Annotated in this window: 9 protein-coding genes; 5 read left to right on the top strand and 4 right to left on the bottom strand. The window is 34.1% G+C overall.

Annotated features, from left to right (window positions below; genetic code table 11):
* Nucleotides 1-36 precede the first annotated feature (36 nt).
* From ACNRYB_RS12770 to ACNRYB_RS12755, 4 genes are all read left to right on the top strand, one after another.
* Nucleotides 37-2,583, top strand: a complete 2,547-nt coding sequence (locus tag ACNRYB_RS12770) for an ATP-dependent Clp protease ATP-binding subunit (RefSeq protein WP_129748569.1) — start codon at nt 37-39, stop codon at nt 2,581-2,583.
* 140 nt (nt 2,584-2,723) lie between these two features.
* Complete coding sequence (gene rimK / locus ACNRYB_RS12765; RefSeq protein WP_343705901.1) at nt 2,724-4,091, top strand: 30S ribosomal protein S6--L-glutamate ligase; 1,368 nt, start codon at nt 2,724-2,726, stop codon at nt 4,089-4,091.
* A 28-nt stretch (nt 4,092-4,119) separates the two neighbouring features.
* Nucleotides 4,120-4,737, top strand: a complete 618-nt coding sequence (locus ACNRYB_RS12760; RefSeq protein ID WP_473727471.1) for a hypothetical protein — start codon at nt 4,120-4,122, stop codon at nt 4,735-4,737.
* Nucleotides 4,738-4,817: 80 nt separating this feature from the next.
* Nucleotides 4,818-5,336 (top strand): DUF421 domain-containing protein, encoded by a 519-nt coding sequence (locus ACNRYB_RS12755; protein ID WP_473727470.1) that lies wholly within the window; start codon nt 4,818-4,820, stop codon nt 5,334-5,336.
* Nucleotides 5,337-5,376: 40 nt separating this feature from the next.
* Here ACNRYB_RS12755 and ACNRYB_RS12750 read toward each other — a convergent pair whose 3' ends face one another.
* The 4 genes from ACNRYB_RS12750 to hutH form a co-directional block, all read right to left on the bottom strand.
* Entirely contained in the window at nt 5,377-6,372 is a 996-nt protein-coding gene (locus ACNRYB_RS12750) for a WG repeat-containing protein (protein ID WP_473727469.1), read from the bottom strand.
* 187 nt (nt 6,373-6,559) lie between these two features.
* Entirely contained in the window at nt 6,560-7,891 is a 1,332-nt protein-coding gene (locus ACNRYB_RS12745) for an anion permease (RefSeq protein WP_473727468.1), read from the bottom strand.
* A gap of 30 nt (nt 7,892-7,921) precedes the next feature.
* Entirely contained in the window at nt 7,922-8,566 is a 645-nt protein-coding gene (locus tag ACNRYB_RS12740) for a DUF47 domain-containing protein (RefSeq protein WP_008462731.1), read from the bottom strand.
* Nucleotides 8,567-8,615: 49 nt separating this feature from the next.
* Complete coding sequence (gene hutH / locus ACNRYB_RS12735) at nt 8,616-10,130, bottom strand: histidine ammonia-lyase (protein ID WP_473727467.1); 1,515 nt, start codon at nt 10,128-10,130, stop codon at nt 8,616-8,618.
* A gap of 646 nt (nt 10,131-10,776) precedes the next feature.
* Here hutH and thrA point away from each other — a divergent pair.
* Nucleotides 10,777-13,224, top strand: coding sequence for a bifunctional aspartate kinase/homoserine dehydrogenase I (thrA, locus tag ACNRYB_RS12730; RefSeq protein WP_473727466.1), 2,448 nt, complete (start codon nt 10,777-10,779; stop codon nt 13,222-13,224).
* Nucleotides 13,225-13,280: the final 56 nt, after the last annotated feature.

The raw sequence follows: 13,280 nt of genomic DNA, 5'->3' as shown, positions 1-13,280 counted from the left end.
TGTAATTCACTAAATTTACAATACCAATTATATATTATGGATGATAATTTTTCACCAAGAGTAAAAGATGTAATTACGTACAGTAAGGAAGAGGCTCTACGTCTAGGGCACGACTTTATTGGTACAGAACATCTTATGCTAGGTATTTTGAGAGATGGTAACGGAAAAGCTATTCATATACTTAATAACCTAGCTGTCGATTTAGATCATTTACGCAGAAAAGTAGAAATACTGAGCCCTGCCAACCTGAGCGTTGAAGTAAATGCAGAAAAGAAAAACCTTCATCTTACCCGACAGGCCGAAAGAGCCCTGAAGACCACTTTTCTTGAAGCAAAAGTATTTCAAAGTTCATCGATTAGCACTGCACATTTGCTTTTATGTATCTTGAGAAACGAAAACGATCCAACAACCAAGCTGCTGAATAAACTAAAAATAGATTATGACGTAGCTAAAGAACAGTACTTAAATATGACTCCAAACGAAGAAGAATTCTTAGAAAACTTGCCAAGAAACGAATCGTACAATGACGATTCAGGACAAGATGACAGTCTAAAAGAAAGCAGCTTTAACAATCCCGCCAATAAGTCAAACAAAAAATCTAAAACTCCAGTTTTAGATAATTTTGGGAGAGATTTAACAGAAATGGCCGAAGAAGGAAAATTAGACCCTGTTGTAGGACGAGAAAAAGAAATTGAGCGTGTATCGCAAATTTTAAGCCGTAGAAAAAAGAACAATCCGCTTCTTATTGGAGAACCTGGAGTTGGTAAATCTGCTATTGCAGAAGGACTTGCTTTACGTATTATCCAAAAGAAAGTATCTCGTATTCTTTTCCATAAACGTGTTGTTACTTTAGATCTTGCAAGCTTAGTTGCCGGAACTAAATACAGAGGACAATTTGAAGAAAGAATGAAAGCCGTAATGAACGAGCTTGAGAAAAACGATGATATTATTCTTTTTATAGACGAGATCCATACTATTGTAGGAGCTGGTGGAGCAACAGGTTCACTTGATGCTTCAAACATGTTCAAACCTGCATTAGCTAGAGGTGAAATCCAATGTATTGGTGCTACTACTCTTGACGAGTACAGACAATATATTGAGAAAGATGGCGCTTTAGAAAGACGTTTCCAAAAAGTAATCGTTGAACCAACTTCTGTTGAAGAAACAATTGCCATTTTGAACAACGTAAAAGATAAATACGAAGATCATCACAACGTGACTTATACTCCAGAAGCTATTGAAGCCTGCGTTAAGTTGACGAACAGATATATGTCTGAGCGTTTCTTACCAGACAAAGCTATCGATGCAATGGATGAGGCTGGTTCTCGCGTACATATTACCAACATTGATGTTCCGAAACAAATTTTGGATTTAGAGCGTCAGCTGGAAGAAGTTCGCGAAATGAAAAATATGGTTGTTAAAAAACAAAAATATGAAGAAGCAGCCAAACTTCGCGATGATGAAAAACGTATCGAAAAAGATCTTGCTTTAGCACAAGAACAATGGGAAGAAGATTCTAAAAACAATAGAATTGAAGTTACAGAAGACAATGTAGCCGATGTTGTTTCTATGATGACCGGAATTCCTGTTAACAGAATTGCACAAACAGAAAGCAACAAATTAGCTCAATTGCCTGAATTGATTCAGAATAAAGTAATTGGTCAAAATGATGCCGTTCTTAAAATTGCACGTTCTATCCAACGTAATAGAGCTGGACTAAAAGATCCGAACAAACCAATTGGTTCATTCATTTTCTTAGGTCAGACTGGAGTTGGTAAAACACAGTTGGCAAAAGTATTAGCAAAAGAATTATTTGATTCTGAAGATGCTTTAGTTCGTATCGATATGAGTGAATACATGGAGAAATTTGCGATTTCTCGTTTAGTTGGAGCGCCTCCAGGATACGTCGGGTACGAAGAAGGCGGTCAATTGACTGAGAAAGTTCGTAGAAAACCTTACTGTGTGGTTCTTTTAGATGAGATCGAAAAAGCGCATCCAGATGTATTCAACATGATGCTTCAAGTTTTAGATGATGGATATTTGACAGATAGTTTAGGTCGTAAAATTGACTTTAAAAACACTATCATCATTATGACATCTAACGTTGGTGCACGTCAATTAAAAGATTTCGGACAAGGTGTTGGATTCGGAACTGCAGCAAGAACAGCTCAAGCCGATGAAAATTCAAAAAGCATTATCGAAAATGCATTGAAGAAAACTTTTGCTCCTGAGTTCTTAAACAGAATTGATGACGTAATTGTATTCAACGCGCTAGAAAAAGCTGATATCGATTTGATTATCGAAATCGAATTGAAAAAACTATATTCTCGCATTGCAGAGTTAGGCTACAAATTAAGCTTAACTGATAAAGCAAAAGCGTTTATTGCCGAAAAAGGTTTTGACAAACAATTTGGAGCGAGACCGCTGAAAAGAGCAATTCAGAAATATGTTGAAGATTTGTTAGCAGAAGAAATCATCACTTCAAAAATTCATTCTGGTGATGAAATCATGATGGACTTAAAAGATGATTCTCAAGAATTATCAGTAGAAATTCATAAAGCTGAAGAGCCAACCAATCAATAAATTAGTCAAAATTTATAACATTCATAATATGCCCGTTACGTTTTCATAACATAACGGGTATTTTTTTTATTAAAAATCACTATCTTTAGTAAAAGCAAATAGCTATTTTTGAATTTAAATTCTATAATAAAAAACAAAATATGCTTCAAAACAAAGTCATTTTAGGCAGCGAAGAATGGTGCTCATTTCCAGAACTAGGAATCCCGACAATTAAAGCTCGTGTAGATTCTGGTGCCAAAACTTCGGCAATGCACGCTTTAAACATAGCGCCTTTTATAAAAAATGATGCTAATTGGGTTAAATTCGACATTAATCCGATTCAGAATAATATCAAAACCATTATTCATTGTGAAGCTCCTTTGGTCGACAAGCGAATTGTAAAAAGCTCAAGCGGTTTTAGAGAACATCGCTATGTGATCCAAACCAGCTTAAAAATTGGTGATGCCAAATGGCCAATCGAAATGACTTTGACTAATCGTGATTCTATGGGTTTCAGAATGCTTTTAGGACGTGAAGCGATGAGTGGAAGGGTTTTAGTTGATCCTGAACAGAAATATCTTTTAGGACAGCCAACAGCAGAGTCTTTAAAAGAATTATACCAAAACGCTGAAAAAGCAAAAACGGGTTTAAGAATTGGTCTTTTGGCAAGTAATCCTGAATTGTATAGCAATAAAAGAATCATGGAAGCTGGCGAAATGCGCGGTCATGAAATGCATTTCCTTAACATCAAGGAATGCTACATGAAACTGGATGCCAAGAAACCTGAGATTCATTACAGAGGCGGAAAAATTCTAAACGAATTTGATGCTATTATTCCAAGAATTCGTCCGAGCATCACTTTTTATGGTTGCGCTCTAACACGCCAGTTTGAAGCATTGAAGGTATTTGTTTTAAATTCAGCTACAGCCATAACTCAATCTCGAGACAAATTATATTCTTTACAATTATTATTGAACAGCGGAATTGACATTCCAACTACAGGATTTGCCAATTCTCCGCTTGATACAGACAATTTGATTAAAATGGTTGGAGGTTCTCCTTTAATTGTAAAATTATTGGAAGGAACACAAGGAAAAGGTGTTGTTTTGGCCGAAACCAAAAAAGCTGCAGAAAGTGTTATCAATGCTTTCAAAAGTTTAAATGCCAACATTTTGGTTCAAGAATTCATTAAAGAAGCCAACGGAAAAGACATTCGCTGTTTTGTGATTGACGGAAAAGTAGTTGCTGCAATCCAGCGTGAGGCAATGCCTGGCGAATTTAGAGCAAACATTCACCTTGGCGGAACAGCTTCTGTTATCAAAATTACTCCTGAAGAGAAAAAGATCGCCATAAAAGCGGCAAAAGCAATGGATCTAAAAGTTGCCGGTGTTGATATTATTCGTTCTTCTAAAGGCCCATTATTGCTTGAAGTAAACTCTTCTCCAGGTCTTGAAGGAATTGAAGGCGCAACTAACAAAGATGTAGCTGGAGAAATGATTAGAGCTATTGAAAAGAATTTTAAATTATAATTGATTAGTCTTTTTCAATATTCCATTAATGAAAAAAATCACAATCTTTCTAATTTTAATTATAACAGGATGCAGTAAAAATGATTGCACTTCTAATGAAAAGATTAGAAAGATTGAAACTGATAAAATACTAGAAACTTTTATTAAACTAAACCGCATTGAGAATTCTAAAGACTCTTACGCAGTTTGCAACAGTTTCAAGAAACTTAAAATCAGTACTGAGGACATATACGCAAAACCTACAAAACAATCAGTTGTAAAACTTCCACCGAGGTTACCAATCATTCTCCAAAATACGGAAATTTACATCCAAATGCTATTGAACGCTAATCTGAAAGGAGAAAAAATATTCAACATCAAAGACTCAATAAATTTTGTGGAACAGAATAACTGCTTTTTAAAATATACATTACCACAAAAGATATCAAAAAAGCTAAGAATAATTCCAGTATCAAAAATAGATAAAGCTGAAGATTATATCATATTATCGATTCCAATATTCTCTGAAGACAACAAAAAAGCCTACATGGAAGTTGATTGCTATCGAAAAGAATTACCTTATGGAATATCAGTATTCTTAGAAAAAAAAGAAAATGTTTGGCAAGTAATTCACACCAAAGATATTTGGGTTAAATGTGCTGGTTAAAAAAGCATTTTTTACTTAGTAGCTTTTTCAAAGTTTAAATCTTTGGAAAAGCTTTTTTATTTAACTTTAAAATAAAAAATATGACTTTTCCTTATTTAGATATAATCATTAGAAGTGTTGCCGTTTATTTTTTCATGACAATTGCTTTACGAATATTCGGCAAAAAAGAACTTTCTCAATTAAACACTGCTGATATTATCCTTATTTTATTAATCAGCAACTCTGTACAAAATGCAATGGTTGGCCCTGATACAAGTTTAATCGGCGGATTGGTCGCCGCTTTGGTGTTGTTTGTAATAAATTTTGTCATTAAAAAACTGACTCGTAAGTACAAAACTCTTAGCAATATACTATTGGATAAACCCGAAGTATTAATTCACGACGGAAAATTAGACTTTAAAGCTTTAAGCAGATTAGATATTTCTGACGAAGAGCTTAAAGAAGCCATGAGAGAACACGGAATTGAATTTTTTAAAAATGTAAAACTGGCCATGTTAGAAATTGACGGAACGATCAGTATCATTTCTGAAGATCAAAACCAATTAAAACAGACTCATTACAAACGCAGACATAATCGTAAAAATCTTCAAAAGTTTTAATTTTTAAAGAATTAAAATCAACTACTCGTTACGGATTCGTTTATTTCCCAACTTGAATTCTAACCGCTCCTAAACCATCTTTAAAATCATCTGCTTTTTCGTATTTCGGAGTAACGATTTCCTTTCCTTCTTTGTCAATAAAACCATATTGGCTATTCAACTTTATTACAGCTATTCCATCTTTAAAAGATTCAATCAAATCATATTTTACAGAAGTGATTTCTTTTCCACTTTTATCAATCAGTCCGTATTTATCGCCTAATTTCACTTGAATTAAATCATCATTCAAAACCATGAAATCGTACTGTATTGGCACTATTTCCTTCCCTTCATTATCTAAGATACCATATTTATTTTCCTGTTTTACAATTGACACATTATCTTTAAAATAAAAATTCATATCGTACTTCGCAGGAATTACAATTTTTCCGTCTTCACTAATTACTCCATATTTAGAATTAGATTCTACTATTGCAACACCATCTTTAAAATTCTGTACGTGATCATAAGTTGGCGGAAAAACCTCTTTTCCAATCTGATCTACAATACCAAATTTGCCATTTAATTTCACAACTGCAAACCGATCTGCAAAGTCAATTATTTCGTCATATTTCGGGTTTATTTCTTCTCCAACCACATCAATAAAACCCCATTTATTATTCAGTTTTACAGCTGTTATTTCAGGTGATAAAGTTTTTGCATCATCGTATTTTTTATTTAGCAAAACATCAGAAGATTTAACCAAATACTGAGCTTTGGCGTTTTTATTGCTTACTATAATCCAATTTGGCTTATTAATTATTTCATCATAAATACAGCGAATAACTTCTTTTCCGGTTTTATCTACCACACCACTTTTACCTTTTAATTGTACGACCGCAAAACCATTTTCAAATGCAGAAATACCATCATATTTACAAGGAACGATTTCTTTTCCTGTCTGATCGACAAAACCATATTTAAACGTTTTTTCTTTTAATTGAGCAAAACTAGTTTTTACAATCAGCAACAAAACCAATACAATTATTCTCTTCATTTATTAAAATATTAAACTATCTACAAAAGTCTGTAAAATTGGCTGTTCCTATAGCCTCTAAAAGCTTTTATACTTTTATTTTAAAACAAATTAAAACAAAAAAAACCGATTTCAGATTTGAAATCGGTTTTCTATATTAACAAAATGTGATTTACTTTTCACACTTTACAAAATTCATTTTCTCAAATTACATAAAAACGCTTAGAATGAAATAAACCAAACCTGCTAGAATAGCCGAAATTGGAATAGTTAAGATCCAAGCCCAGATTAAACTCACTGTAACTCCCCATCTAACGGCTGAAACACGTTTTGTTAATCCAACTCCAATGATAGAACCTGTAATAGTGTGGGTTGTACTTACTGGAATTTTTAAGTGTTCTGTAAAGTAAAGTGTCAAAGCACCTGCAGTTTCAGCAGCAACACCTTCAAACGAACTTACTTTTGTGATTTTAGAACCCATTGTTTTCACAATTTTCCATCCGCCGCTTAAAGTTCCTGCAGCAATTGCAGAATAACAAGCTAACGGAATCCAGCTTGGCATTACGCCTTTAACACCTGTATCATCGTTTGGAAGCACCACATCTAACCAAGCATCCATGTGAACTCCTGGGTTTGTATTGATATAAACCGCTACAGCCGCAGCAATAATACCCATTACTTTTTGAGAATCGTTTCCTCCGTGACCTAAACTAAATGCCGCAGAAGACAATAATTGCATTTTCTTTAAAGCAGCATCAGCTTGATGAAGATTTAAACTGCTGAATAGTAAACAAAAACCACTTACGGTTAAGATAATAAAAGCTACTAAGAACCATTTAATATTATGAGCTTCAAAAGCAACACTCCAGAAATGTGAATCAAATCTTGGTTTTTCAATTTTTTCGTAAGGCACCATTTGGTAGTATACAAAAACAATAGTAGCAATCATTAAAGCTGCAGTAAAGATTTTAGGGCCGATAGTTTTACGAGAAGCATTTAAAAGCCAGATTGAAATTAAATAAGAAGCTAATGCTCCTAATAAGGGCGCTAAGACGATAAATGCAATGATAATAAGAACTCCCGAGGGCATTGCTCCATCTTTTCCTGCTTTGTACCAGCTTACAATTTCATACCAATAGTGAGTTGCTCCGTCTTCTCCAACATAACCAGAGAAACCGTGAACCGCAATAGCATGCGCCACAGCAGCTCCAGCAAAACCGCCGATAAGAGTATGAGAAGAACTGGAAGGAATTCCTAACCACCAAGTCAATAAATTCCAGCAGATCGCAGCGATAACTCCAGCCAAAATTACAACTAGGTTAATCTCCATGGTGTGCGCTGTTTTAGCAACAGTATCTGCAACACCAAATCCGAAAACCCAATACGCCAGAAAGTTAAAAAATGCTGCCCAGACTACCGCCTGAAAAGGTGTCAAAACCTTTGTCGCAACAACAGTCGCAATAGCATTTGCCGCATCATGAAAACCATTGATGTAATCAAAAATTAAGGCAAGTACTATAATTAATATAAGTATAGTCATAAGATTATAACTTCAGATTGAAAAATTGAATTAAGAATGTTTTACAGAAATAGATTCTAGTATGTTCGCAACACTCTTACATTTATCTGTTGCTGATTCTAAAACAGATAACACTTCTTTATATTTAATAATATTTTTAGCGTCTGTTTCGTTTTCAAAAATTTCAAAAACTGCTTTGTTATAAACGTTATCAGATTTGTTTTCTAGTTTGTTGATTCTAGCACAAGCATCTTTAATAACTTTAAAGTTTTGTAAGTTTCTCAACTCTTTTACTGCACTGTCAATGTTTTGACAAGCTTCAAGGTTGATTTCTGTCATCTTTCTGATAGATTTTGTAATCTTATCAACTTGATACAATCTCATACGGCTAGATGCACCGTGAAGGTAATCTGCAACGTTATCAATTGAAGTAATTAACGTATGAATATCTTCTCTGTCAAACGGAGTAATAAAGTTTCTGCTTAACTCTAAGTTAGTCTGACGAGTAATGTCTTCTCCTTTTTGTTCTAATTCGTCAATTTTTTGAAAAAGGATCTCTCTTTCTTTTAATGGTAAATTTACAGCTTCGTGTAAGTTAGAAGCTAATTCAATTAAATTGCTTGAAGCCTCTTCAAAAAGTGGAAAGAATTTTTTGTCTTTCGGCACTAAAAATTGGAAAATACTGTTTATTGACATTGTTTTATTTTTGATAGTGCAAAATTACCTTCAATAACACGTTCCAGTGTTAAGCCATTGTTAACAAATCGTTTTCAATTTGAAAACTCGAAAGGAATAAAACAGTGTTTTCTATGTCATTATGTAAGATTCTGTCTTCTTTTACCAAAGGCACTACTTCTCTATAGCTGTTTAAGAACATTTCGATAAAATCGCTTGATTTTAGAGGCTCTCTGTAGGCAATGGCTTGTGAAGCATTTAATAATTCAATAGCCAAAATACGCTCTAAATTATCTAAAATTCGTAAGGCTTTTGTAGCGCCGTTTGCTCCCATGCTCACGTGATCTTCTTGTCCGTTGCTCGAAACAATGCTATCGATACTCGCTGGAGTTGCCAATTGTTTGTTCTGACTTGCAATACTTGCTGCTGTATATTGCGGAATCATAAATCCTGAATTTAATCCCGGATTATCTACTAAAAATGCAGGAAGATTACGCAAACCAGAAATTAACTGATAGGTTCTTCTTTCTGAAATGCTTCCTAATTCAGCCAAAGCAATTGCCATAAAATCTAAAGCTAACGCTAAAGGCTGTCCGTGGAAATTCCCTCCAGAAATAATCTGATCGGCTTCTATAAATATATTTGGATTATCAGTTACCGAATTGATTTCTGTTTTGAGTACTTTTCTAACATAATCAATTGCATCTTTTGAAGCTCCGTGAACCTGCGGCATACAACGGAAAGAATACGGATCTTGAACGTGTTTCTTTTCTTGAGCAATAATTTCGCTTCCTTCTAAGAATTCAGTAATTCGCTGTGCCGTTACGATTTGTCCTTTATGCGGACGTATATAATGTATCAATTCATTAAATGGCTCGATTCTTCCATCAAAACCTTCTAGCGAAATGGTTCCGATTAAGTCTGCTAAATACGAATATTTATAGGCTTTAATTAAAATGTGAGCTCCGTAAGCACTCATAAACTGAGTTCCGTTCAATAAAGCCAAACCTTCTTTTGACTGTAAAACGATTGGTTCCCAATTAAAATGTTTTAAAACTTCTGCCGAAGCTACTTTTTTTCCTTCAAACAACACAATTCCTTCTCCAATTAATGGTAAAGACAAATGTGCCAAAGGAGCTAAATCTCCAGAAGCTCCAAGTGAACCTTGAGTATAAATTATCGGAAGAATATCATTATTATAAAAATCAACCAAACGCTGTAATGTGATCAACTGAATTCCAGAATGACCGTAGCTTAAAGATTGGATTTTCAACAGAAGCATCATCTTTACAATCTCAGCAGGAACTTCCTCCCCTGTTCCGCAAGCGTGCGATTTCACTAAGTTTTCTTGAAGTTTAGATAAATTTTCATTAGAGATTTTTACACTATATAAAGATCCGAAACCTGTATTGATTCCGTAAATCGGAGCCGTATGCGATGCCATTTTTTTATCTAAATAATCACGGCATTTCTGAACATTTACTTTTGCTTCTTCAGATAATTCAAGAATTTTATTCTGACTTAAAATTTCTTGTAATGTTTCTAAAGTAATCGTTTCTGAACTTATATAATGGATCTCTCTCATGATGATTGTAAATTTTAAACGCCAAAATTCAACAAATCAATATTAAAAAGCAACATTTTATCACAATAATTAAAATTTCAACAAAAACTCTTAACATACATTTAATTGCTTTTCTAATCAAAATATTTCGTTTTTACCCATTTTTCATGTCTTTTGGGGCTAAACATCAATCTTTTGCACGAGCTGAATCTTCAAAAAACGCTGTCCAAAATATAGCAAAACATCAATTTAACATATCCAATTTTAACAAATACTCAATATTGATTTATAGAGATTTGAATTATTAAAATATTCGTAAAAAAGCTTTTTAAGTTTTTAACTCTTATAAAAAGCTGTACTTTTGAAAAATCAAATAATGAAAAACAACAGCATAAAATATCAATCTTCGATTATTACAACTCAAACAGGAGTTGCAATTGCTGCTACCATTATTACTACTACAACAACTACTACCCCTTAGGGGTATACATTTTTACATATAATCCTAGGTTACCTATACTTTTTTCTTGAAAGAAGAGAGTTAATGGATACATAAAAAACATTTACAAAGAAAAAAAAGTCGCAGTTTTAAGTTTCAGTTCAGAGTTGATAATCTTTGAACCTTTGTCACTCAAAATCTCTGCTCCTTATTAAAAAATATCACAAAATGAAAGTATTAAAATTTGGCGGAACTTCGGTAGCCAATGCTCAAAATATAAAACTCGTTCTCGACATTGTTAACCAAAAAGCAAAACAAGATCAATTAGTTGTTGTAGTTTCTGCATTAAGCAAAGTAACCGATCTATTGCAATCAGCAGCGGCAAAAGCAGCGGCAAACGACGAAAGCTTTAGAGATGTTGTTGCTGAAATCGAGAAAAAACACCTTGACACACTTAAAGAACTGATTCCCGTAAGCGAACAAAGCAGTCTTTTAAGTCATGTAAAAAGAATCATAAATCACTTAGAAACTTTATTAGACGGATGTTTCCTTTTAGGTGAATTATCTCCAAGAACTGCCGATACTATTTTAAGTTTTGGAGAATTACTTTCGTCTTTCATCATCGCTCAAGCGTATCAGCAAATCAGCAAAGATGCGGTTTACAAAGACAGCCGCGAATTAATTAAAACAGATAATAACTTCGGGAAAGCTGTAGTTAACTTCGAAGTTTCGAATAAATTAATCCAAGAATATTTTGCTTCTAATCAATCAAGAATCAACATTTTGCCTGGATTTATTGCGCAGACTTTAGATGGAATCACTTCAACTTTAGGACGTGGCGGATCTGATTATACTGCAGCAATTATCGCTGGTGCAATCAATGCGGAACAATTAGAAATCTGGACTGATGTAAACGGAATGTTTACTGCAAACCCTAAAATTGTAAAACAAGCGCAGCCAATTGCAACTATTTCATATCAAGAAGCGATGGAATTATCGCATTTTGGTGCAAAAGTGTTGTATCCGCCAACAATTCAGCCAGTTTTAAGAAAAAACATTCCGATTTTAATCAAAAATACTTTTGAACCAGAAGCTGAGGGAACTTTAATTTCGAATCAGATTTCATCAAAAGATACTGTTGTAAAAGGAATTAGCCATATTGATCATATTTCGCTTTTAACTCTTGAAGGTCCGGGAATGATTGGAGTTGCGGGTTCTTCTAGAAGATTATTTGAAGTATTGTCTCAGGAAAAAATCAACGTGATTTTTATTACTCAGGCTTCTTCTGAGCACTCAATTTGTATCGGAATCTTGAATTCAGATGCTGATAATGCTGAAGCTGCAATTAACAGGGCTTTTGAAATCGAAATTTCGCAAAACAAAATCGATCCTTGTTATGTAGAAAAAGATCTTTGCATTATTGCTTTAGTTGGTGAAAACATGAAAAATCACCAAGGTTTAAGCGGAAGGATGTTCAGCACTTTAGGAAAAAACAACGTAAACATTCGTGCAATCGCGCAAGGTGCTTCTGAAAGAAATATTTCGACTGTAATTAACGAAAGAGACGTTAAAAAAGCGCTGAATACTTTACACGAAAACTTCTTCGAAGAAAACACCAAACAGCTGAACCTATTTGTAATGGGAGTTGGAAATGTGGGCGAAAAATTCATTGAACAGATTCACAATCAAAGAAAGTTCTTAAAAGATAATTTAAAGATTAATGTTCGTGTAATTGCTTTGTCTAATTCAAGAAAAATGATTTTTGACGAAGACGGAATTTCTTTAAAAAATTGGGATGCCGCTTTAGCAGAAGGCGAACCAGCAAGCATTGAAGAATTTATCAAAAAGGCAAAAGAACTGAATTTACGTAACAGTATTTTTGTGGATATCACTGCAAATGCAACGGTTTCTGAAGCTTACGAGAAATTCTTAAAAGAAAGTATTGCGGTTGTAACTTGTAATAAAATTGCTTGTTCTTCTGCTTACGACAACTATAAAAAATTAAAAAGCTTATCTCGCCAATACAACGCTCCGTTTTTATTTGAAACGAATGTTGGTGCGGGATTGCCAATTATTGATACAGTAAAAAATCTGATCGCTTCTGGCGATAAAGTGCATAAAATTCAAGCCGTTTTATCTGGAAGTTTGAACTTTATTTTCAACAATTTTGACGAAAACAACTCTTTCCACGACGTGGTAAAAGAAGCGGGAGTTCAAGGTTTCACAGAACCAGATCCAAAAATTGACTTAAGCGGAATTGACGTTGCTCGTAAAATCCTAATTTTAATTCGCGAAAGCGGTTACGAAATGGATATTGACGCCATTGCAAATGAATCATTTTTGCCTGCAGATTGTTTAGCAACAACAAACAACGAAGATTTCTTTGCATCGTTAATCAAGCACGCATCTCATTTTGAAGGCATTTACAAAGAAGCTTTAGCTAAAGATTCTAGACTGAAATACGTAGCGCAATTCGAAAACGGAAAAGCAAGCGTTGGTCTGCAATTCATTCCAAAAGATCATCCTTTCTACAATTTAGAAGGAAAAGATAATATCGTGCTTTTCTACACAGATCGTTACGTAGATCAGCCTTTATTGATCAAAGGAGCCGGAGCCGGAGCTGCGGTAACAGCATCAGGAATTTTTGCTGACGTGATTCGTATCGGTAATGTTTAGCCGCTAAGACGCTAAGTTTCTAAGTTTTTTTTTATACTTAGCATCTTAGAAACTTA

Source organism: Flavobacterium sp. CR10 (genome assembly GCF_055814415.1).
This window is presented reverse-complemented; position numbering and strand designations above follow the sequence as displayed.